General features: G+C 42.1%; 20 protein-coding genes. 8 read left to right on the top strand and 12 right to left on the bottom strand.

The annotated features are described in order from the left end of the window. Positions 1-262 precede the first annotated feature (262 nt). From EAG18_RS19415 to EAG18_RS19405, 3 genes are all read right to left on the bottom strand, one after another. Entirely contained in the window at positions 263-817 is a 555-nt protein-coding gene (locus EAG18_RS19415; RefSeq protein ID WP_125254012.1) for a hypothetical protein, read from the bottom strand. A 117-nt stretch (positions 818-934) separates the two neighbouring features. Next, entirely contained in the window at positions 935-1669 is a 735-nt protein-coding gene (locus tag EAG18_RS19410; protein ID WP_125254011.1) for a YafY family protein, read from the bottom strand. A 28-nt stretch (positions 1670-1697) separates the two neighbouring features. Continuing rightward, positions 1698-2015 (bottom strand): hypothetical protein, encoded by a 318-nt coding sequence (locus EAG18_RS19405; protein ID WP_125254010.1) that lies wholly within the window; start codon positions 2013-2015, stop codon positions 1698-1700. 178 nt (positions 2016-2193) lie between these two features. Between EAG18_RS19405 and EAG18_RS19400 the strand changes: the two genes are divergently transcribed. Continuing rightward, a complete protein-coding gene (locus EAG18_RS19400; RefSeq protein WP_125254009.1) occupies positions 2194-2571 on the top strand; it encodes an MmcQ/YjbR family DNA-binding protein in 378 nt (125 codons plus the stop codon). Positions 2572-2584: 13 nt separating this feature from the next. Here the strand turns inward: EAG18_RS19400 and EAG18_RS19395 are convergent, their stop codons facing one another. Beyond that, positions 2585-3172, bottom strand: coding sequence for an ACP phosphodiesterase (locus EAG18_RS19395; protein ID WP_125254008.1), 588 nt, complete (start codon positions 3170-3172; stop codon positions 2585-2587). A 161-nt stretch (positions 3173-3333) separates the two neighbouring features. Between EAG18_RS19395 and EAG18_RS19390 the strand changes: the two genes are divergently transcribed. Then, the gene (locus EAG18_RS19390; protein ID WP_125254007.1) at positions 3334-3915 is read left to right on the top strand and encodes a VTT domain-containing protein; all 582 of its coding nucleotides are present in this window, start codon (positions 3334-3336) and stop codon (positions 3913-3915) included. Positions 3916-3918: 3 nt separating this feature from the next. On the opposite strand, the gene EAG18_RS19385 is transcribed toward EAG18_RS19390, so the two are convergent. From EAG18_RS19385 to EAG18_RS19375, 3 genes are all read right to left on the bottom strand, one after another. Continuing rightward, positions 3919-4977, bottom strand: coding sequence for a hypothetical protein (locus EAG18_RS19385; RefSeq protein ID WP_125254006.1), 1059 nt, complete (start codon positions 4975-4977; stop codon positions 3919-3921). A 64-nt stretch (positions 4978-5041) separates the two neighbouring features. Next, the gene (locus EAG18_RS19380) at positions 5042-6526 is read right to left on the bottom strand and encodes a sulfotransferase (protein ID WP_125254005.1); all 1485 of its coding nucleotides are present in this window, start codon (positions 6524-6526) and stop codon (positions 5042-5044) included. A gap of 54 nt (positions 6527-6580) precedes the next feature. Continuing rightward, positions 6581-9028, bottom strand: a complete 2448-nt coding sequence (locus tag EAG18_RS19375) for a TonB-dependent receptor (RefSeq protein WP_125254004.1) — start codon at positions 9026-9028, stop codon at positions 6581-6583. Between the two features lie 339 nt (positions 9029-9367). Here EAG18_RS19375 and EAG18_RS19370 point away from each other — a divergent pair, with 339 nt between their 5' ends. The 4 genes from EAG18_RS19370 to EAG18_RS19360 all read left to right on the top strand — a co-directional run bounded on the left by EAG18_RS19370 (position 9368) and on the right by EAG18_RS19360 (position 13968). Beyond that, positions 9368-9832 carry a CreA family protein gene (locus EAG18_RS19370; protein ID WP_125254003.1) on the top strand — a complete coding sequence of 155 codons (465 nt, stop codon included), beginning with the start codon at positions 9368-9370 and terminating at the stop codon, positions 9830-9832. A 124-nt stretch (positions 9833-9956) separates the two neighbouring features. Further along, on the top strand, positions 9957-10130 hold the full coding sequence (locus EAG18_RS22240) for a hypothetical protein (protein ID WP_167508252.1): 174 nt from the start codon (positions 9957-9959) through the stop codon (positions 10128-10130). Between the two features lie 599 nt (positions 10131-10729). Further along, positions 10730-11419, top strand: a complete 690-nt coding sequence (locus tag EAG18_RS19365; RefSeq protein ID WP_125254002.1) for a transposase — start codon at positions 10730-10732, stop codon at positions 11417-11419. Between the two features lie 677 nt (positions 11420-12096). Then, on the top strand, positions 12097-13968 hold the full coding sequence (locus EAG18_RS19360) for a DUF885 domain-containing protein (protein ID WP_125254001.1): 1872 nt from the start codon (positions 12097-12099) through the stop codon (positions 13966-13968). A 78-nt stretch (positions 13969-14046) separates the two neighbouring features. Here the strand turns inward: EAG18_RS19360 and EAG18_RS19355 are convergent, their stop codons facing one another. The 3 genes from EAG18_RS19355 to nfsB all read right to left on the bottom strand — a co-directional run bounded on the left by EAG18_RS19355 (position 14047) and on the right by nfsB (position 17805). Continuing rightward, the gene (locus tag EAG18_RS19355) at positions 14047-15108 is read right to left on the bottom strand and encodes an endonuclease/exonuclease/phosphatase family protein (RefSeq protein ID WP_125254000.1); all 1062 of its coding nucleotides are present in this window, start codon (positions 15106-15108) and stop codon (positions 14047-14049) included. A gap of 411 nt (positions 15109-15519) precedes the next feature. Then, positions 15520-16629: a M35 family metallo-endopeptidase gene (locus EAG18_RS19350; protein WP_125253999.1), complete on the bottom strand. Its 1110-nt coding sequence runs from the start codon at positions 16627-16629 to the stop codon at positions 15520-15522. A 516-nt stretch (positions 16630-17145) separates the two neighbouring features. After that, complete coding sequence (gene nfsB / locus EAG18_RS19345; protein ID WP_125253998.1) at positions 17146-17805, bottom strand: oxygen-insensitive NAD(P)H nitroreductase; 660 nt, start codon at positions 17803-17805, stop codon at positions 17146-17148. A gap of 96 nt (positions 17806-17901) precedes the next feature. On the opposite strand from nfsB, the gene EAG18_RS19340 reads away from it, so the two are divergent. Next, a complete protein-coding gene (locus EAG18_RS19340; RefSeq protein WP_125253997.1) occupies positions 17902-18813 on the top strand; it encodes a LysR family transcriptional regulator in 912 nt (303 codons plus the stop codon). 4 nt (positions 18814-18817) lie between these two features. Here EAG18_RS19340 and EAG18_RS19335 read toward each other — a convergent pair whose 3' ends face one another. After that, on the bottom strand, positions 18818-19666 hold the full coding sequence (locus EAG18_RS19335; protein ID WP_125253996.1) for a sterol desaturase family protein: 849 nt from the start codon (positions 19664-19666) through the stop codon (positions 18818-18820). A 119-nt stretch (positions 19667-19785) separates the two neighbouring features. Between EAG18_RS19335 and EAG18_RS19330 the strand changes: the two genes are divergently transcribed. Further along, positions 19786-20754: an AraC family transcriptional regulator gene (locus tag EAG18_RS19330; protein WP_125253995.1), complete on the top strand. Its 969-nt coding sequence runs from the start codon at positions 19786-19788 to the stop codon at positions 20752-20754. A 129-nt stretch (positions 20755-20883) separates the two neighbouring features. On the opposite strand, the gene EAG18_RS19325 is transcribed toward EAG18_RS19330, so the two are convergent. Further along, positions 20884-22026: a serine hydrolase domain-containing protein gene (locus tag EAG18_RS19325; protein WP_125253994.1), complete on the bottom strand. Its 1143-nt coding sequence runs from the start codon at positions 22024-22026 to the stop codon at positions 20884-20886. Positions 22027-22139 lie beyond the last annotated feature (113 nt).

Here is a 22139-nt window from a genome sequence, read left to right as displayed (position 1 = left end):
GAGATTCCTTCCACGTTACAAGCAAATATATAGAGCAAAATATGCACCAAAATTATGATTAAGGTGTTTTTGTTTTCCAATGGCGATTACGACTTAAAACGAAGAGTCCAGCAGGTGTAGACTTACTGCAAAAGAACATAGAAGTTAAATTGCAAGTCCATAAAGAAATTAAATCAGCTAATGTCAACCGGACATCTGCCGCTAACTTCAATGCAAATACAGTTGGAGGAATAGTTTCCTCCATTCAGCTAGTTCAGCTCACTTAGCTTGAAACGAGGCAACGGGCACTGGGGGTTTCACCAGGTTCGATGATATTAATATTGACCTCTGTTAAGTCGCCTATTATAGGTTTTAGCGCCTTATCAAAACGATTTGCTGCGGCTTCGATTTTTTCGGCATAGTCACCAATAGCATCAAAACTGTCGCTATGATTTTCAATTATTGCTTCAATCTGCTTGGCCTTTTCTTCTTGTTTAGCCAATAACGCTTTATTGATCACAAGTTGACTGTCGTCTTCTCGTATCGCTTCTATACTAATGGCCTCTATTTCTTTGCTCAGCAGTGCAAGCTTGTCCTCAATATCTCTTATTGGTAACTCTTTAGCTGACATATCACGCTCTGCCGCTTTAAGTGCTTTATATGCACCAACCTGCTCGGAGTCCATGGTGTGTTTGATTATTGGGATACAGTCTTGGTAAGCGATAAGCTGATAGCTGCCTTGTGTTTGCACCTCAGTTGGATTTGCTTTGGAGTAGCCAACGCAGGCACTCAACGCCAATGTTACCGAAATAATGAGTATTGATTTTGTGGTTTTCATAAGCACCTCAAAGGGAAAAGTCTGATGTACAGAATTAGTCGTGGTACAGTTTGAAAAGGTTGATTTTAGATGTGCAAGTATTAGTAACAAAATATGAATCGGGCAGTGAGCTTAGGGTTATTGACCACTCTTATCGGGTGCTTGGCCTTGGTGCTGTGCAATTTCTTCGGCGTATTTGGCTTTAACTAGTTCAACATAATGGTTGAGGTTTTTATCAGGGCTAACAGCATAGGTCAGCTCATTTTTATTTATCGCAGTGATACGATCCAAACGAAACTCGCGGTAGTCGCTGCGTAATTGACAAAATGCGATGAGTGTCCACTTACCACCCCAATAGACTAACCCAAGTGGCTCGATAACGCGCTGAGAGTGTTGCTGTAAGGCATCTTTATAGTCAAGGGTTACACATCGCTGAGTTTCGATGGCCGCCCTGAGCTTGGCACTAAACGATTGCTGTTGTGGCCCATGTTTAAAGCTAGATACCAAATAGGGAGAGTGTTCGTGTTGTTGCTTAAGATGCGCAGGTAGTACAGCTTCTATCTTGGCAATGGCTGATTTTGCATGGGCGCTTAGTTCGGGATCCGTCCAAGCACTGACCATTTTACTGCCAAGCAAGAGTGCTGTTAATTCGTCATAACTAAACATCATAGGAGGAAGCGGGTAATCGGCAATGACATAGCCGATACCAGCTTCCCCTTCAATTGGCACGCCAGAACTTTGTAAGTCCTGAATATCGCGATAAATCGTACGCTCCGATACGCTAAAGTGAGCGGCTAACGATCTGGCTGTTACAGCTAATCGCCGACCCTTGAGCAAATTCACTAGCTGGAAGAGGCGTTCGGATTTATGCACGAATTTTCCTTTTTAAAAGATGTAGTGCTTATCCACTACATTGAGTTTGAGTGACGATATGGCTTCGACTAATGGAGACACTTTCACTGTTTGTATACTGCATTAGTCGCTTACATACTTCAGTGGTTGGGAATTGTTCAGATACTGCTTGCGCATGTGCTAATGATTGCCAATAGAATACATCGATATATTCATCGGTTTGGTCATCTTTACTGAGTGACCGATATAGCAGTCCAGGCTGTTGCTCAATCCATGGAGCAAAGTCAGTGTTAACACGCATTAAATCCTGCTCTGTTGCGCTAATAGCTAATTTAAATTTTACGATCTCTACGATATGTTGTTGCATAGTACGTCTCCTATTAAGTTCGTAGAGCAGTAAATCATGGGGCTGTGTCAGGGAGTGTCAGTAGTGTTCAAATATACAGTATTATAGATAAGATACCAAACATGGACTGATATACACTATGAGTGATTAGGTTCAAACTATATCGAGTCGTCAAGTTCTATTAAACAGGAGTTGCACAATGGATCATCAACAAGTACATGATTACTTACTAGCCAAGCCTTATACCAGTGTAAGTCAGCCTTTTGGTGAAGGTGTTGATGTGTATAAAGTAAAGGACAGAATGTTTGCGACGTTGGCGCTTGGTAAAATGGGTAAAGAAGATGACGAGCATCGCCATTGGCGCGTAAATCTCAAATGCGATCCTGATGAAGCACAAGCGCTGCGAGATATTTTTAGTGCGGTGTTACCGGGTTACCACATGAATAAAAAACTTTGGAACACGGTGGTGCTTGATGGATCCATTCCAACTGGAGAACTTGAGCGGATGATGGATAACTCATTTCGCCTTGTGGTCGAAAAAATGCCTAAAAAACAGCAAAAAGATATATGGGATTGAACATAGCTAGCTATCAGTGCAGTTCACCCTGAACATCACTGATATGTGCAATGAGCTGTGGAAAGAAGGTGTTGAACCCGCTTTCAAGTTCTTGATAATGCTTGTTTATGTCAGCTTCGCTGCCTGTAAATTGGTTAGCAAAACGAATGCGCCTTGCAATGTCATCCAGCGCCAGACCAACACCTGAAACAGACTCATAAGTTGCAAACCAGTCATGTGTTGTCATTGCCGTTACAACGCGCTGCATGTTGGTTGGCATAGCACCTAAACTGTCTTGGAGTAAGGCGAACCGGCTACGTTTGAATTGATGTAGAGGCGTTGTATGAAAGCTGTCCCAATACTTAATTAAAAAATGGTCATACAATACGTCTATGGCTATCCCTGCAAAGCGACGGCGTGATGGCGAAAAAAGTTGTTTCGCAGCTCTGGTTATTGCATGACTATCAGTGAACTTATCGACTTGAATGTGGGTTTTCAGACCTTGCTGCACTGCGTTTGGCAGCATCTTTACATCAACACCTTTTTGAAAGTCGCCAAGTAGATTACCAAAGCATGATGCGCCTGTGGGTTTAGCAAAGTACAAGTGCGCCAAATAGTTCATGGAAGCCTTCTCAGTTATGTTGCTGTGAACAGGGTACCTCATTGAGCCGGATTTAAGAAGATAAGAGGGGGTTAATTCAGTCAGGGGCAATCTACGTTAGATTAAGCTGGAGTCATAACATAATCTGAGTTTCAGGTTCCACCGTAAACAGGGAGCGCATAATGGCAGTTAAGGCTAAATTGAAGCAAAAGACTAAGCGACTGGTCGAATCAAAAAATATGCTTCACGGGATCACCGTTGCATCCTTTTTAGAGTCAACTATCGTGCCCATTCCCCTCGAGGCAGTGATGGTGCCGCTGATGCAAGCAAGGCGAGAAAAGCTGTGGCTAATTGCGCTAATGGCGACAGTTGGATGTGTGATTGGTGCCCTATTTGGTTATGCGTTGGGTTATTATTTATTTGATGTAGTGGGGGATTCTGTTATTGAGCTGCTGTCGAGTCAGTCTCAATTTGAGCAAGTGAAAGCGCAGATGCAAAGTCAGGGATTTTGGTTTGTGCTGACCTTAGGCATAGCACCAATACCGTTTCAGATTGCCATGTTAGCAGCAGGTGCTACTAAATTTTCACTCTTACAATTTCTAATTGCAACTTGTATTGCCCGTTCACTGCGCTATTTTGGTTTGGCGGCGGTCGTTTACTTTGCAGGTGATCAGGCAGAAAAGCTAATTAAAAAGCATAAAATAAAAGCCGTTATTTTTACAACGGCTATGGTGCTGTTGGCTTGGTGGATAGCCAGTCGTTAATCATTAATGCTTTCGATATAAAAATTTAGACTCATGTTGTGAGCGCGCAAACATCAAAAAATCATTGCTTAATGTCAATGGGGTTGATGCGAGCGTTTTATACTGCTGATACAAATTATTTGGAACGTCGGCGCGTTTCAATAATGTGAGCGCGGCTTTTCCCTTTTGTGCATACTCTCTGTAATCTTTGGACTTATTTAGCAGTTGAATATAAGCAAGGTAAAAAGGTTCAAACTCAGCATGTCTTGCAGAGCCTGTCTGCTTTAACATGAGATCAATGTTGTATAGCAGCTCGCTTTGGTGCTGCATTGTCTCAATTAACTTATTTTGATCTTGGCGGATCATCGAGGCTACCACTCGTTCTTCAAAGTTATTAAGCTGCTCTGTCACTGTGTGGTGGAGCCGTACAAATTGCTCTGCATGTCGCTTACTCAATTGTTGTTGGAGGTTGCGCAACAGCACACTTTCCTGTTTGCCCAACAGATTAATCTGAGCTCTCGCTTCTGCCAGCACCGTTTGGTAAGCTAATTTGTCCCTGTTGTCTTCTGGGATCGCCTCAATCTGCTTTTTGATTGCTTGAATATGCGTGTTGATCAGCGAGAGTTTTTCATTAACTTCAATAATGTTCCACTTACTGGGTGGTTGGTTAAAAAAACCATGAAGTGTCATTTTTTCTTGGCTAGCTTGTGTGTGTAGTTTCACCAATACATCGATCAATTCAGTCAGTGGGTAATCTGTAGATAATGCGCGCAGTAAATTATCCGCTTGTAGTGAGTTATTAATACTTTTTGATTGTGCCGCTTTTATTTGAGCCGTAACGATATCTGCGCTTTCATAAGCTGTTTTTGCATCTAATAGCAAAGCAAAAGCCTGTTGTGTTTCTTCGTATACCGCTTGCCATGTGGCGCTATCGTACCCACTGAGCGTTTTAAGTGCATTTGCCTGTGCTTCTATGTCTCTTTGTTGTTGGGCATGGTTAAGCGCGTGTTCGGTTTTTGTTATTTCAGCCGGTGTACAAGCCACGAGCGCTGCGAAACACAGGGTAGGGAGTAGTTGCTTCATGTCATTATTGTTTTGTATTCCTTTTTCCTAACGTTAGCATCATCACCGTAACGGAGCAATATTCCTAAATTGGGTATGTATTTCGATATTTGCCTACACTGGAGTTATTTAATGGCTGTCTGATCTGCATTTTGCTGGCTGTTGCTGAGTAATAACCCTGCTTATAAAAGTGAAGTGCATTGTCTTGCCAATCCAATTCGAGAAAGTGACAAAGCGATTGCATAGTCAATCGGGGCGCTTCTACTAGCGATTCATAATTCACCAATTTAATTTGAGTCGGATGCTTTTGTGTGGCTTTTTGTAAAAACGCATAAGTATCATCATACATAGTTTGAATATCTTGTATCCGGTATGAGTAGCCATGAAAGGGGCTGCTCGTTTGATAGAGTTGACGGAAGTTTGCGATACAAGTATCTGTTCTGTCTCGCTTCATCACGACAAACTTTGCGCGTGGAAACGCCTTAGCAAGCAAATCGATAAAGAAAAAATGAAATGGCTGTTTGTCTATAAAACGTTTGTCACCATCAACGGATTGCGCGCTAAAGAGACGATATTGCTCAATGGCGTAAGCCTCTTCATAGGCGCGGCTGAGGTGTTGAATATTGCTGTTATAATCATGACAAAATCTAAGTGCTTGAGGCAATATACTGGTCTCTCCCAGTGGCTGTAACAGCAGTTGCGCTAAAATTTGCTCCATCAGACTGGTGCCTGAGCGCGGCAGCCCAACGACAAATATTGGTGCAAGTGACCGCTCTGGTGCAAATTCAATAGGTTTGTCGAGAAGTTTACTAAGTGCTTGAAAGTAATCTGTCATCTGTTTAGGTGAATAGGAGATCTCAGCACTGATCGCTTGCTTACTGGCAATAAAGCTTTGCCATGCCTTGGGATAATTTTCTTGCTTTTCGTATTCGAGTGCCAGTGCATGGTGAAGCCGCTGTAATGTAAGTGGTGTAGTTTGCGCTGTTATCTCAGTAGCTAATTGAGTGATGCGAGTCGGTGCTAATTCCACAGGAGCAAGCTCTGAGTAGGCTAACTGGCACTTTGCATTACTTGAGTTTGCTTGCACTAAAGAGGCAAGCAGTGTCCGCGCTTGAGCTAATTCACCAGACATTTTCAAGTGTATTGCATAGTTTATCGCGATTTCAGGGCAGTGCGGTGCGTGCGTGTAGGCACGGTTAAAATGCCAACCAGCGTCAGTATATTGATTTAATCTCAGTAAGATATTTGCAAGCGTATCGTGCTCTGACCCCGATAATTGAGTGCAGCCTAGCAAATGCTGTATATAGCGCTTTGCAGCTAATGGTGATTGTGTAAACAGCGCAAGTTTGGCAGCGCTCAGAGAATAAAGGGCACAGGGAAATAAACTTAAGCACTTATCGTAAATTTTTTGCGCTTTATTGAGGTTGCCAAGAGTCATATTCAACTCAGCTAATAATGCGTACGCTTGGTGGTCATTGGCATTGGTATTGATGCGAGCGACTAATGCGTGATGCGCTGCTTGAAATTGGCGCTGTTGAATGTAGCTTTGGATCTGATTGTATGGTGTCATCGCAATATACAAGAGAGTGAAGGCGGCCTCACTCTCTATCTTGATTTTTACTGATTATAACTCAAACTGATAGTCTAGCTTGAGGCCTACAGTACGAGGTGCTGTGACATAGTGCCCGTACACTCGCTGTTGCTCAGGCAAAGCTTTGTTTAATGCCGCAAATTTAGCTTCACCAGCCCAAGATTTGTCTCGTCTTACCGAGGTGAAAGCAAATTTGTCAAACAAGTTGTCAACATACAAAGTGACGGCCCATTGCTCGCTTGACAGTTTGGCGCTGAGGTTAGATAAGGCAAATCCTGGCAGTACCTCTCCGTCAGCCTTTAACCCGACTTTAGTGTATACGTCACTCTGTGCGGTTACTCCATAATTCACGTTAAGCATTTTGTCGTCGAACACTTCCTGCTCGTAGCTTAAACCGAATGAAAACTGCTGTTTTGGGGCGCCAGGTAAGCGGTCGCCATCTGTACCGTCATAGTATGGCTGGTAAAGCGCGATTTCTTCAGCGCTGTAGTCACCTTCTTTGAATACCGCAAACAGGGCTGGTGCATCATCAGTCAGCTGCGCTTTTGCATAAGAATAGGTTGCGTAAACTGTCCAATGGTCGCTCAATATAGCGCGGGTTGATAACTCGATACCAGTCGAGTTCGCAGAGCCTGCATTGGAGGTTATGATTTCTTGGCCGTTTACCGTCACAGATGAGATCTGTGCATCTTCCCAATCAACACTGAATAATGCGGCATTAAAATGCAGCTTATTATTCAGCCATGTAGACTTTAACCCCAGCTCATAGTTAGTAGTGGTGTCTGGTCTATAGCTAAGTTCATGCGGCAGTGCACAGATGATCTGTTGCTCAGGCAATGTTTCTGGGCACGACTCCAAACCGTTACCACCGCCTAACCTAAACCCTTCACTGACAGTAAAGTACGTCAGTAGTCCGTCTTGCCAAGTGTAATTGGCATTAAACTTAAACAAGCTACCATTGTCTTTGGCACTGACTTGTTCAAACGAAATTTGCTCAAGACTTGACAGACCACCAGAATAGAGCGGGGTTTCAGCCGCTGATTTAGTGTTAACGTCATAGCGATAGAAACGCGCGCCTACAGTGATATTAAAATCCTCTGAAAATGCGTAGCCAACTTCGCCAAACAATGCTGACTCTTTGCTGGTGGCATTAGTCAGAGCGATATACTCAAGATCTTGCTCAATATTGTTGATTTCGTCGCCCCAAAACTCCGTGAGCCCTGGCGTGTACTCTCTATCATCTGAGCTAATTTCCTGTTTGCTGTAATATACCCCTGCAATCCAATTTAGGGCGTCATCCCCTTTTGAGACTAAGCGGATCTCTTGGGTAAACGTGTCTTGATCTGTAGTGTCTTTAGTCAAAGCGGTAAAACTAGGAAAGTCCGCGTAGCCTGGCCAAATATCATAAAGGAGATCGGTTTGATCTCGTTGGCCTTGCTGTTCTTTGCTTGACCAACCGGATGCCGAAACTAAATCTGCAAACTCCAAATCGGCGTTGATTTCAAGGCTAAGTAGGTCATCTTCTTGTTCGTTAGGTTCAAGCACACGATAGGCTGACTCGTATGGTTTGATAGAGTCGGCAAGCGGGTGTTGTGCGCCAAGGCTTTGATACTGTGAAATCGAGTTAGCACCATTTTCTTGTTTTTGATGGAAATAGTTCAGTGTGGTATCGATATTCTCACTCACCAACCAACGTAGAGAAACACGCGTAGTGGTGATGGTTTCGTCATTTGCATCTGCCACTGCGTTGATGTTCGCTTTAACATCCTCAGCATTGGACCAGTCGGGGTCTGGGTTTGAAACGCCAGGTTGTTTAACCACATAGCTATAATCCATAAAGCCGGGGTTATGATAGCGGTTAATGCTAGCGCGAACGGCCAACTCATCCATCACTATAGGCATATTGAACACAGCACCGATTTCATGACCGTTACTGTCACTTTCATTGATATTGAATACGTCGCCACTGAGTTTGCCCTCAATGACATCAAGCACAGGTGCTTTTAGCATGGTTCTAATCGCACCACCAAGCGTACCTGCACCGTATAGTGTACCTTGCGGACCAATCAAAACTTCAACACGCTCAATGTCAGTGAGTCGCAAATCAACACTAATCGGGATTTCGCCAAGGTAAGTCGCTACGGTACCCGAGTCAGAGGCTCGCTCTGATGAATTAGTATTCAAACCTCGGACAATAATAGGTGAACCCTCTCGGCCTCCTTGTTCTGTCATTGTAAGACCAGGAACCCACCTTGCTACATCTTCAAGGTCACCAATATTTTGGTCGCTCATCACATCGCTGTCTACAGCAGTAATATTTAATGGTGCTTCTTGAACTGTGCCAGCACGTCGAGTGGCAGTCACTTGAATTCGTTCAATTGACTTTTCTTGAATCTTGCGTTCTTCAGCGTGTGATTGATTAACAACAAAAAAACTCGAACTAACAGCTAGTGCGACTAAGCTTGGATGGAGCTTACTCATGAATGGTGAAACCTCAAATTAAGAATTAAACGTGACGAAATTTCAATCTTTAGAGATGGGTAACTATGCAAATAGTGCATTTTTTTCCCGAGCTTAGAGAGAATTTCATACAACTGGTGGCAAGTTAGCAAATCATACTTTGTGTATGTTTTAGGTAATTTACCCACCCTGAAACTGAATCGCATGCTAACATGCTTATTCGTTTGTTGTGAATAATTATTTTGATTTTTTGAATGGTTATTTCTTTTTTGGTTGTATCGATTTGCGAAAATTTTCAAATAGCTTAGAGTATTAACTCCGTATGCTTCTTTTGTACGTCAAATACCCTAAGGAAAAATAATGAAAAAGCTGATGTTTGCATTGTTGGCATCTTGTACATTACTTGGTTGCTCTGACAGTGAAGTTGGAGATGTATCACTCGGTCTGTTTACGCTTAAAGATATAAAGCTGGACTCTATGGTTGACCCTGTTGTTACAGGCGTGACTTGTCATGTAGCGAGTGTTGAAGACGACTTGAGTTTTTCGGACCCAAGCGATAGTTCTATCTCTTGTCGTCAAACGAGCGAAATAACACCTGCAATGCTGGCGAATATAGACAAGAGTGACTCTGGCGAAGTGGTATTTAAAAAGTCAAAAAGTGTGTTTTTTAAATCCATGAAAGTGAGAAGAATTTTTGACGCGAAAAATCAAACCTTGATGTATTTGGCTTACACCACAAAGGAAACCTCAGGCAGCTTTAAGCACAGCCTGTCGACAGTGCCATTATGGGGTACGCAGGCTTATCGAAATGCCAAAGCCGATTAACTCACGTTTGCTCAGGGTAAACTCATACACCTTGATAATTCTTTCGTACATTATTTTTGTTTGAATTAAACCTTTTTACTCACGATTTCGACTAAGCTTAATAACGATAATTTTAGGAGAAATCGTGATGCTCAAAACACGCTTTTTTGGTAAAACAGTCAATACTGCGTTTGCTGTGATGACCGTGCTATTTATTATTCTGACGTTAACAACGGATGCGCATAGTATCTCTTCCCACGAAACTGAGGTTGAGATCTTTGCGCAAGATAAGGTTATTTCAGAATCTAAATCTCAATAAACTTGCGCCTTGATTTATTTTGTTTTATTGATTAGTAAAACTTAAAACAATGAAAAAGGTAGAGTTAGTATAGTAATGGACTAGTTCCTTTTCTGGGTTGTTATGAAGGCATAAATTTATCTAACGTATTTATGACATATACTCATGACCGGCTTGCGTTGTGTATAACGTGTATACTCTAAATCTCCCCGTTTTATTCATCTCATTAATAGCCTTTATTCGCCTGCGGTCAAAATTGTAATTAATTTATTGCGTTATACTCAGTCTGCATTAGCTTTAATTGAGGACTCATATCAATTTGTTTAAATATTGGCTTAATCTGAAGTGGCAAATATGACGCTAATGATATTAAAAGCTTCCATCTTACCTTTATGGGTAAAGGTACCGTGGGAATAGCAGGAGGCAGAGTGATCGATAAGATGTGCTTGCCTCAAAATAGGCTGTTTAATTATCCGCAGCTCAGGTTAATTTAGCAAATTGGTATAAGGAAACGGCGCAGCTTGCGATTGGATACTTGCAGGTTGCTGCTCTAAAAACACGAATTTTAGCTGACTTGCTTTGTGCTTGTCTGACTAAAACAGCAATAACAAGGAAGATATATGGCACGCCAATTTGATAACTTTTATAGTCATGGGGCAATTAGCTTTGCTGATTTTATTAATTGTGTCTCTAGTTTGTATACGGGGCCTGATTGTATAGATGAAGGCACGCTAAGGTTGCTGGCAGAAATGCTTTACAGGCTCTCACAAAATAAACAGTTTTTAGCGGCGCAAGTTGCAGGTGGTAATAAGTACACGCACCACCCAAGAGGGCTGTTAGATAACGATGATTTATATGTACTTTATGAACAGCAGCAGCCATTTTTTGGTGTCTATGCTCAGATCTGGCACCCGACCCTCAAGCGAGGGAAAGCACGAGGTTTTAACCCACCACTGAGGGATTACAACTTTTCTGCGTTGACGACCAACTATTTTGGTCCAGGTTGCGGCAGTAAGCTTTATCAATACGAATACCGGCAAGATCTCAAGCAAGGTGAGCACTGTGCATTGTCATTTCTACAGTTTTATCAATTTACGTCGGAAAATGTGCTCTTTACTGAGGCCTCAAAGGATGCAATAGCTCAGGCGTTACCTAAAAGTTTGAGTATAACCATTAGCTTACGGTTAGAGAAGAACGAGCATCCATGCTTTATCTTCGATAAATCTTCGAAAAGAGTGCTAGGCGTTATAACTGATGTAAATTGTGAAAAAGCAGGCGTAACGTCAAAAATGGGATTGCTTGAAGTATAAGTCATTTCAAGAGTAGCATTTGTTCACCTTGATGTAGGTGCCTTAGCTGTAACAAGGGATGAGAGCGATGTTATCGACAAGGTGTTTTGCCTTTAAGTACCTGAGATGCGGGGTGCTTGAGCCCCATCTTTATACCAATTAGACTTAATACTTGCTCAATTTGAAGGAGTAAATCTGACACTTAACAACGTTAAAAATTTCTTATTTAGAACAAATAAATAGCAAAATTTTTGCCTTATCTATATAGAGGTAGGTACCTTAGCGATAGCAGGACGCGGTAGCGGAGTTATCGACAAGATTTTCTCGCTTCAAAATAGATCACTTAAATTAAGATAATTGGTATTATTTTGTTTAATTGAGCCTATATAGCTGTAACCGAAGTGCAAATATGTTAATTGTATCGAGGTAACTTGAGTTTAGGATAACACAGGCTGTTAGTATGCAAATATGCTTTGTATTAGGCAGTGTGTAGTTGTTGAACACAACAGGCCTATTTATTCTTTAGCCAAAGCTCAGGTTAATTGGTATTAAATATAAATATCTGCACGGGTGATGGTTGAACCAACATAATGAACTGTTTTGTTGGGTTAACTTCACGCCGTTTTGCTTTCATACCAGTGTCTTAGAGGCTGGTAATGTTTTTGCTCAAACAACAAAATTAACGGAGCGGCATAATAATGAAGAAAATGAGCTTGGTGGCCTTTGCTGTGGTGCTTGGGCTAAGTGGATGCGCTCAAGATAAGCCGGTTACACAAAAGCATTCTGAGGTTGGAGTCAGCCAATCTAGTATGTCCAGAACAGAGATAGATAAAGTTGTTGAACAATATACGAGACAATTTATTAACCACCAGCCGGCATTGGCAACATCATTAAAACTACCGAACAGTGAATACGGTGATTATCAAACAAAGCTACCTGACTACTCTGTCGTGGGTATGCAGGCACTGCAAGTCGACATGAATGCAGCGGCGCAGCGTCTAGCGGCAATACAATCGGCAATCAGTAACTCAGATGACTTATTACATGTGAAAGTCAATGAAGTGATTGCGCGTTATTACGCCGGAGATAAGGGGTTCTCAGCCGGTTATATTGATACGTGGGGTGGGCACCTGCCATATATTGTGAACCAGTTGTCAGGCCCCTTACTCGATATTCCAAATGTGCTAAAAGACCAACATGGAATAGAGAGTGAGCAAGATGCCAAAGACTATCTTGCTCGCCTGAATGCCTTTGTTGAAGTGACGAAGCAAGTGGCAAGTAAGGTAACAGCGGACGCCAATAAAGGCGTAATTTTACCAAAAGTATTGTTTCCAAACACGCTAGGTTATTTAGATAACTTCACGGCGCCACATGGTGCAGCGCATCCTTTGGTTACATCGTTTAAAGAAAAACTCGCAAATATCAATGATATTACAGATAAAGCTGCCGCTGATTATGTTGCACAGGCGATACAAATTGTTGAGCAAAAGCTTTATCCCGAGTTTAAAAATGTGTCTGCTATTATGCACGCTCTAGAGAGTAAAGCGCCTGAAAAGGTTGGTATTTGGGCTCAGTCAAATGGCGAAGCTTTCTATCAGCATGAGATCACCTACTTAGCGGATTCTGATATGAGCGCCGAAGAGATCCACAAAATTGGTCTTGCTGAGGTGGAGCGTATTTCAAAGCGTATGGACGAAATCCTTAAGCAAAATGGCTATTCACAGGGATCTGTTGGCGAACGCATGAAACAGCTCAATGAAGAATCGAGATTTTTATATGCGGATTCTGACGAGGGCCGTGAAGCGTTATTATCGTTCTTGCGTGGTGAAATAGCGACTATTATACAAAAAGCACCAGATTATTTTTCTACTATTCCACCGCAACCAGTTGAAGTCAAACGCATACCACAGGCTGTGGAAGCAGGTGCGCCCGGTGGTTACTACAATGGACCATCGCTTGATGGAAGTCGCCCAGGGGTATTTTCAATCAACCTAAAAGATATGAAGGCAGTACCAAGCTTTGGCATGAAAACCTTGACGTATCATGAAGCAGTTCCTGGTCATCATTTTCAAATTGCCCTGAATATGTTGCAAACCGAAATTGGTTTGATGCGTCAAAATGCGTCATTTAACGGCTATATCGAAGGATGGGCGTTATATTCTGAGTTGCTGGCTTATGAGATGGGCATGTATAAAGACGATCCATTTGGTGACTTAGGTCGTCTGCAAGCTGAGGCCTACCGTGCAGCTCGACTTGTTGTTGATACTGGGTTGCATTACAAAAAGTGGACACGCGACCAAGCGATCACCTATTTTGCTGATGCAACAGGTACGGCAATGAGTGATGTGGTATCGGCTATCGATCGTTATATTGCGTGGCCCGGGCAAGCGCTTGGTTATAAGCTAGGTATGCTCAAACTGGTTGAACTGAGAGAGCATGCTAAGCAGCAACTGGGAGAGAAGTTTGATATTAAAGCATTTCATGATGTGATCTTACTAAAAGGTGCAAGGCCGCTGAGCTTAGTTGAAGAGGATGTTAACGCGTGGGTTGAGTCGCTAACAGCAGCCTAATTTTTACTCTCAGCTTGGTGGTGATTAAACTACCAAGCTGATTTGCCTTTCTCTTTGCCTGTCTTTATGGTCTCTGGGTTAATACTTGATATTTGGTTTTGCTTTTGCCCTAGCAAGGATTTCTTCGCTGCGATTTATATCTTTACGTTGTAGATCGAGGCCCGTGGTATTTTCATTTTCTACAGGCTGATAGGCAAGTTCAGCATACAGTGCAAAGTGATCAGAGCCGATATTTGCCAGCCGCTTTATATCAACAACAGTGAAGTGATGACTTGAAAACAGATGATCTAATGGCCATCTAGCAAACGGGTAATCTGCGTGAAAGGTGTTAAACATACCACGACCAACCCTAGGGTCTAATAGTCCACTAATTTTACGAAAAAGCCTAGTGGTTGGAGACCATGCAACATCGTTCAAGTCTCCGGTTACTATGGTCGGTAAAGCGTGTTTCGCTATGCGTTTAGCCACAATGACTAACTCAGCATCACGTTCTATGGCGGTTTTATTCTCTGTTGGGCTAGGAGGAGCTGGATGTAAAAAGTGAGCTTGTATGATGGTATTGGATGGGAGCTTGATTTTTGCATGTATCGAGGGTACATCTTCTTCAACAATATACTCGCAGGTAGCGTCCTCAAGCGGGTGGCGTGAATATACATGCATACCATATAAATTAGACTGCGGGCACTTTACAGAGTAGGGCAGTATATCTAACAGTGAGTCGAGGTGTTGTTGCCATATCTCGTCACTTTCTAGTGTTATGAGTATATCAGGCTGATGTGCTCGAACTTGGCTGAGCAACAGGCTAAATTGGCGGTTGGTTTGTAGCACGTTGGCGGTGAGTATACTCATTGTTTGGGTATTTGATGTTGCATGTTTTACCTCTACTGGCCAAAGGGGCGTATAAGGCAAGATCCACCAAAGTTGAAAGCATAAGCACGCGGTGAGCACAAACATAGTGATCACGCTAAGCAGACTTAACTTTAAAAAGACAATGCACAACATTAGTGCTACGGCAGTCATTGTGACGAGCTGGAGCCTAGGAAACTCCATTGCTCTGACACTCCAATGCGGGTGTTTAGCCAAAGGTAATAACGTAGCTACCAAGATAACAACACTCAGTGAAACGATAATCCAAGTCATGTAATACCCTAACATAATGGAGGAATTTGCTCAGTATACTTTATGTTGGCTGAAATAACTGTGAATAGTATCGACGTTGAGTGGGTACTCATTGTCGATAAAATTTCTCATTTAGAACAACTAAATAGCAAAATTTTTGCCTTGCCTATATGGATGTAGGTACCTTAGCGATAGCAGGACGCGGTAGCGGAGTTATCGACAAGATTTTCTCGCCTCAAAATAGACCACTTAATTAAGCAAATTGGTATAATTTAGTTGATTAACTCACTTCTTACCCCAGATGCAGGTTAAATAGACAACAATTTGAAGGGAGAACTACCTTGTAAGCTTGGTAACACTGCTCAGTTGGTATGGTCAAAGCACTTTCTCCACTTCAAAAAAATTTACTTAACCTTATGTTATATAAAAATATTAGTTTTGATATGGCGTATTTTCCGCGAAGTATTCGTGGCTATCAGCATTTTGGATAGCTTGGCTTGGGTTAGAAATCGCAAGGCTTTTCGCTCCAGACTGTCCATACACAATATCGTCAGTACCGGCGACCACATTAAAGTGGCTTAGCTCATGCACAATTGTTCCTGCGCGCGAATCTGTACCAAGCTCATTTGCATTCCAAAATGCACGACATAGATATATCTTGTACGGTTGATTTGGATATACGTAAGCAAAGTACGATTGATTACAGCTACAGTCAAACGTAAGGTCTTGGTTATCAATTGCATCGTTAATGGCGTTAAAGTTTGCTTTTACCGTCGCATAACGGCTACTGGTTGCTGATCCAAACCAAGTATTGTAACGAGTCGATGGATTGTTTGCTGAGTGACTATTTAAATAAGCGACAGAGTTATTTGTGATTTGATCCGCCGCGTCCAATGCCGATAAAATGCTGTTTTTTTCGCTATTGCTACAACGGCCCGTGAAACACGTACCATCAGTACAGTCTGCTGCAGCGCCCGGCTTTGCAGCAGCCTGAATATTGCCTTTGCTTAACGGAACACCTTCAAGCCATAAGTTAACCGCATTGGAGCTTAGCTCTGCTACTGAGCTGGTAACGCTAGAGTGATGCTGCATCATACGGCTTTCCATACGCAGCTTGTCATTTCTGCCAAACAGATCGAAAGACTCAACATCATAGCTGATCTCATAATTTCCAGGCTTACTGAGGTCATAAAGTCCTGACAATTCAAATGATTTTGATAGTGTTTCACCTGATTTTAATTTGATGAAGTCTTCTTCTGTGGGCGCATGGCGTTTATAGTGAGGGCCGAAGAAATCTACTTCTTTTCCATCTCTGGTAATTTTAAATATATGTTCTTCGTCGAGATCAGTATACCAGCTTAGGATTTTTTGATTATCTTTGCCTTGGTTGGTGATGTTTAGCGTGGCGATAACGTCGCCATTTTTCTTTGTATCAACATCGACACTGACTAAGAGGTTTTCGTTCATTGCATTAGCATGTAGTGATGCGCTGATAGCTGTGGCGAGTAATCCAGCCGATACTGTGCGTGATAGTAGTTTCATTATTTCTTCCTGTTGAGGTTTTCTCAGAGCCTTGATCCTCATAAGCAATTAAGGACTGAGTTTACTTGTTGTCATTATTGTTTGAAGAACTTTAAATTTATCTTCACTTTTAATTAACAATAATATATTCAAAGTTTCAAGGGTTACTTGGAAACTTATTTTTATGTTTGAGAGAAGAGATAAATTACTAATAATTTCATGAGTATGTAATGTTATTGAAAAGTATGGATAAATTTTAATCGAATAGAGAGAAGACTTTTTTGTAAATTTATTGTTTTATTTACGTTGGTTTACAATGATTGGGGCGAAGTGTTACAAACACTGAGTGCGCAATGAGCGAGACTTTTGAAAGTTATTGAGTTTAGCTTAGTAAGCAGCCTAGCAAACCCTCACTTAATAAACTCAGATTTATACTCTATTTTGAGATTGAGCAACTTGCCTACTGGCCAGTAGGCAAGTTGAATTTAAACAGTGAGTACAAACATTTATATTTAAAAAAGCTTAACTCTCAGTCGCCTAGATTTCGGTAATGATGTCTTCGATTGCGAGGCGTGATTTAGGTAATTTAGCATTAAAATCAGTTTCGTCACGGTAGCCCAGTGCGACAATGGCAAGGGGATCAAAACCTTGTTCAGTTAATCCTAACTCTTTACCTAAGATTTCAACATCAAAACCTTCAATGGGAACCGAGTCAATGCCAAGTGACGCCGCACCGAGCAAGAACTGTCCAAGATTTAAGTACACTTGTTTACCCGTCCAAGCTTTGATTGCTTCATCGCTGGTTTGGTTTAAGCCGACAAAATAACGGCGGCCATCATTCATTTGTGCCTCGATTTCAGAGCCTTTTTCAAATCGGCCATCGGCACTTTCTTTGGCAAGCACTTTATCTAAATGCGTATCATCTATATTTTGTTTTGCAGCAAATACAAAAACATGCGAAGCATTGAGTACTTTTGCTTCATTAAACTTATAACTATCTTGTGTGCTTTTAGCCACTTGGGTTTTGCCAGCCTCAGTACTTGCGATGACGAAATGCCATGGCTGAACGTTGGTACTAGACGGGCTTAGTCTTAGCGCCTGCTTGAGTAGGTCAATATCTGAATCACTAATTTTTTTATTAGGATCAAAGGCTTTTGTGGAATAACGATTGTTAATTGCATCGCGTAACGTGTACATATCAGACTCCTAAAATTGCTTTAAAGACATAATATGGATTTACATAATCAATAAAAAGATGATAATGAGTTAAATAGTTTCAAAAATTTTTTGAAAATGAATACACAAGATTTAATCGTCGTGATGAAAACGGCTCAGCTTGGCAATATTAGTGCGGCGGCTGCGCAGTTAGATATGCAGGTTGCCACAGCGAGCGCCGCGATAAAGCGAGTGGAAAAGCACCTTGGCTTTCAACTTTTTGTGCGCTCTACGCGTAGCTTAAGGCTATCAAAGCAAGGTGAAACTTACTTGCCAATTTGCGAGCAGGCACTTGCGCTTTTGGATAGTGGCAAAAAACAGGTGCTTGATAACGACAACGAAATTGACGGTGAGCTAAGGTTAACCGCACCGTCAGATTTTGGCCGTAATATTCTCCTACCTTGGCTAGACGAATTACTTGACGAGTACCCCAAACTTGCCCTGAAGCTTATTCTTAATGATCACAATCTCGACTTTTATCGTGACGGTGTTGATATCGCGCTGCGCTATGGCGCGCCTGAAGACAGTAGCTTCTACGGCTTTAAAATTTGTGATGTGCCATTGCTGCTTTGTGCCTCTACGGAATACTTAGAAAAACAAGGCACACCAAAGAGCCATGAAGACTTAAGCGAGCATCAAGGGCTGTTCTTTTTGATCAGAGGCAGTAAGTTTGATACGTGGAAACTGACGAAAAATGAACAAACATACAAAGTGGTGCTTAAAGGGCGCAGAACCAGTAATGATGCGGATGTGGTCAAGCGTTGGTGTGCGCAAGGAGCGGGTATTTCATTGCGCTCCGCGATAGATGTAGCAGACCAACTAGAACAAGGTGTGGTGCAAAGTATATTAAATGACTACCGCGTTGACTGTAAGCCGCTGTGGTTGATCTGCCCGTCAAAGCAAATGATCAACCCAAGCGTGAGAGTGCTGCGCGATAAACTAAGAGTGAACTGCCAAGCGCTTGTAGAAAAGGCCGAGCGATATAAGTAATGCGCTAGGGCTTGACTGAAGCTGTACTCTTAGGTTTGTCGGGTAAATGGGTTGGATAACCAAATAGCGCCAACCATTTGCCCTTTAAGGTGTTTGCTTGTGAAAAGCTGTGAAACATATGACGCCACTGAGCAAAGTTAACGTCTACAGGGTTTTGCTTTGGTGCCGCACCTCTTATTCCATAGCAAATTGTTATGTCTTTACGCTCCTCAACAAAGGTGCCAAAAAGCTTATCCCAAATGATGAGCACCCCGGCAAAGTTTTTATCAATATAATCAGGATTACTGGCATGATGAACTCTGTGGTGGGAAGGCGTATTAAAAATCCGCTCTATCACTCCTAACCGATTAACCGTTTGTGTATGGACAAAAAATTGAAAAGCTAAGTTAATTGCGACGATGGCAAATACCAAGGTCGGGGTAAATCCAAGGAGTATCATAGGCAGCCAGAACAGCCACATACCGACAATTGGGTAAAGCAAGCTTTGGCGAAATGCGGTGGTAAAGTTCATTTTATTAGAACTATGATGCACTACGTGTGCGCTCCAAAGCCAATGAATACAGTGTGATGCCCGGTGAAACCAGTAATACAAAAAATCTTGCAAGATAAAACCAAAAAGCAAAGTGAAGAGATTGAGTTCGATTGTGAATAAGGCAAATTGATGGAGCCAGTAAAAGAGTGGCATCAATACAAGCAAAGCTAGCGCGTCGCTGCCTTGATGGAGCAAGGCAAGTAGGGCATTGAGCATTGAATCTCGCCAATCATAATATTCGTGGTGCTTGATGTACTCCCAAGCAACACAAAGTAAAAAGGCGGGACTGAGTGCCAGTAAAATTAGCGATACATCAATCATAGACCGCTCCTTCTTTAGCCAAAGCTTTGATACTTTATGCACTAGCGTAACGGGATAGCCATTGACAATCCTGCCAAACTGCGCCAAAAATTTGTCCAAATACGACAAAAGGAACTGCAATGCATTCAACTTCGTTTGTATATTTTTATAGTGCGTGGGTACATTTCCATGACCATTTTACTGATAACAAGAGACTGCTAGGCGAGTTTGCAGAGCTAGTAGCGTCACGGCCTGAACGTGTACCACTTGTTGAATATGAGCGGCTGCTTGAGGTAGGACTGGAGCTGAGCGGCGATCCCTTGATTGGTTTTGAGCTGGGTAAAGCCATTCAGTTGCATGACTATGGAGCACTTGGTTACTTGGTCGAAACCAGTAAAGACTTACAGCAAGCGATTACCTCTTTATTGCATTACGATGCCATTGTTGCCGATATTGGCCTCGCTGTATTCACAAGTGATAGCGACAATGCCAAGTTAACTTGGCAACCAAAAACCCCGCTGGGTAAGCAAGCCATTTTGCGTAATATGACCGCTTGGGTGAGCGCTGCACGGCAGCTCTTGCGTTCAACTTTATCGCCTAACCAACTCCATCTTAGCTTTAGTGTGTGTGACCAAGAATTACAGCGTTTACAAACTTGGTTTGGCTGCTCCGTTTTACAAAACTGCCCTGAAAATGCACTGTGGTTTCCGTTAGATTTTCTTACCATGCCAGTCGCTACCGTCGACAGCCTAATGCACGAACATATTGAGCAAGCGCTTGCTAAAAGCGTCTCAGCGTTTTGTGATAATCATGATTTAAAGACCCGCGTTGCTAATTTACTGGCAGCAAAGCACTCACTTGCTGGAGTCAACCAAGCAAGTATTGCTAAAGCATTAAACATGAGTGTGCGTTCGATGCAGCGTAAGCTACAAATACAACACACTAGCTTTAGAGTCCTACTCGATGAAGAGCGAAAGCTTCGATTTGAACAGCTCATCGGCAACACCAGGTTACTCGATATTGTCGATGCGCTCGGTTTCACAGAACAAAGTGCGCTCAATAAAGTTTGTATGAAATGGTACGGGAAATCACCATCAAAGCTAAAATGAAGAGCCGAAGGTGGGTAAGTTTGGGCTAGTTAGTCAAACTCCCAGCATCGGTGCAAATATGTATTGAGAATACATATTTGGCATCATCGATTTCTAACAACCGTTACCTCACCGCTTACGCGTTTTAATTCAATAAATCGAAGGGTCTTCCCCGTCCCATAATTTTAAAGCAGCCAATATTTCAAAGGTTGCATAAGTAAAGCCACTTACACTCAAGGACACCGAATTACACATTCCCACAACAGACGTTTTGGTGTCTGGCCTTCGAATGTAACTGGTGTCTGTGCCGACCCAGCCCCCGTTGTGGAAATAATAACGTCCATCAGTATTTTGCCCATTGGCGTAATACCATTTTCCTTCGTCACTCTCTGGAATATTGATATTTGGCTTGTTCATTAGCGCCATTAACGTTTCTGGATCTTTGCCTAGCTTAGGAGTTTGGAAGTGAGTATCCCAAATAAGCATGTCATCTATGGTTGTGAATAAGCCTCCATCACCAATAGTGTGTAAAGCGGTTAAATGATTGAGCTGTTTTCCTGCTTCAGGTGAACGATATCCTGAAGCGCGGTGAGGAATAACCTCTTCGGCGCTATCTGAAAAAAATGTGTGCTTCATACCGAGCGGCTTAAATATACGCTTGTCGGTGAATTCGCGTATCGTCATTCCGCTTACCCGCTCAATCAATTTTGCCAGAATGATATACCCGTGATTACTGTATTTCATTGTGGTGTAAGGCTCATGTACAAGCGGGAAATCTTTAATGACAGAATAGTATTCCGCATTTGGTATGAATTGTTCACTACCTATCATAAATCGGCTTAAAGGAGATTCACGTAGCGTGTCCAGGTGATCGTCGAAGTTTCCTAAACCAGAGAAATGACCTAGCATTGAATTAATGGTAATTTTTCTTCCATAATCTTTTAAATCAGGTAGGTGCTTGCGTATATCGTCTTCGAGCTTGATGGCTCCATCATCTGCTAATAACAAAACAGCAAACGCTGTAAATTGCTTTGATACCGACGCCATTCTGAATACCGATTGATTATTGAGGGGGATTTGGTGTTCTAAATTAGCCAGGCCATAGCTTTTTTTGAAAATAAACTTTTCGTTTTGGATAATACCTATAGAGCAGCCCGGTCCATCTGGGTTAATGCTTTTATCTGCAATTGCATCCATTCTTTTTTCTAAAAGCATTAGCTGCTTATTCTGTGCAACAGTTTGACCTGAACTGAGTAGTAAGCTAAAGGTGAACGCCTGAATTAATCTGTGCATGAGTTTTTCCTATTTTATTATTTATGCTTAGAAACATTTGCCTTCCATGTAAACTAAAACGTTAGGTGATTTTACATTCGCACTAGCATTGTCAAGTACTAAAACTCGTTATG

It is taken from the genome of Pseudoalteromonas sp. J010, assembly GCF_003934235.1.
In the GTDB taxonomy this organism is placed as follows: Bacteria; Pseudomonadota; Gammaproteobacteria; order Enterobacterales; family Alteromonadaceae; genus Pseudoalteromonas; species Pseudoalteromonas peptidolytica.
This window is presented reverse-complemented; position numbering and strand designations above follow the sequence as displayed.

Bases quoted from the DNA above. Each gene is read 5' to 3' on its own strand.
- EAG18_RS19370 (WP_125254003.1), top strand. From the start codon at position 9,368: ATGAAAAAGCTGATGTTTGCATTGTTGGCATCTTGTACATTACTTGGT.
- EAG18_RS19340 (WP_125253997.1), top strand. From the start codon at position 17,902: ATGAATACACAAGATTTAATCGTCGTGATGAAAACGGCTCAGCTTGGC.
- EAG18_RS19335 (WP_125253996.1), bottom strand. From the start codon at position 19,666: ATGATTGATGTATCGCTAATTTTACTGGCACTCAGTCCCGCCTTTTTA.
- EAG18_RS19330 (WP_125253995.1), top strand. From the start codon at position 19,786: ATGCATTCAACTTCGTTTGTATATTTTTATAGTGCGTGGGTACATTTC.
- EAG18_RS19400 (WP_125254009.1), top strand. From the start codon at position 2,194: ATGGATCATCAACAAGTACATGATTACTTACTAGCCAAGCCTTATACC.
- EAG18_RS19405 (WP_125254010.1), bottom strand. From the start codon at position 2,015: ATGCAACAACATATCGTAGAGATCGTAAAATTTAAATTAGCTATTAGC.
- EAG18_RS19385 (WP_125254006.1), bottom strand. From the start codon at position 4,977: ATGAAGCAACTACTCCCTACCCTGTGTTTCGCAGCGCTCGTGGCTTGT.
- EAG18_RS19325 (WP_125253994.1), bottom strand. From the start codon at position 22,026: ATGCACAGATTAATTCAGGCGTTCACCTTTAGCTTACTACTCAGTTCA.
- EAG18_RS19360 (WP_125254001.1), top strand. From the start codon at position 12,097: ATGAAGAAAATGAGCTTGGTGGCCTTTGCTGTGGTGCTTGGGCTAAGT.
- EAG18_RS19365 (WP_125254002.1), top strand. From the start codon at position 10,730: ATGGCACGCCAATTTGATAACTTTTATAGTCATGGGGCAATTAGCTTT.
- EAG18_RS19380 (WP_125254005.1), bottom strand. From the start codon at position 6,526: ATGACACCATACAATCAGATCCAAAGCTACATTCAACAGCGCCAATTT.
- nfsB (WP_125253998.1), bottom strand. From the start codon at position 17,805: ATGTACACGTTACGCGATGCAATTAACAATCGTTATTCCACAAAAGCC.
- EAG18_RS19390 (WP_125254007.1), top strand. From the start codon at position 3,334: ATGGCAGTTAAGGCTAAATTGAAGCAAAAGACTAAGCGACTGGTCGAA.
- EAG18_RS19395 (WP_125254008.1), bottom strand. From the start codon at position 3,172: ATGAACTATTTGGCGCACTTGTACTTTGCTAAACCCACAGGCGCATCA.
- EAG18_RS19415 (WP_125254012.1), bottom strand. From the start codon at position 817: ATGAAAACCACAAAATCAATACTCATTATTTCGGTAACATTGGCGTTG.
- EAG18_RS19375 (WP_125254004.1), bottom strand. From the start codon at position 9,028: ATGAGTAAGCTCCATCCAAGCTTAGTCGCACTAGCTGTTAGTTCGAGT.
- EAG18_RS19350 (WP_125253999.1), bottom strand. From the start codon at position 16,629: ATGAAACTACTATCACGCACAGTATCGGCTGGATTACTCGCCACAGCT.
- EAG18_RS19355 (WP_125254000.1), bottom strand. From the start codon at position 15,108: ATGACTTGGATTATCGTTTCACTGAGTGTTGTTATCTTGGTAGCTACG.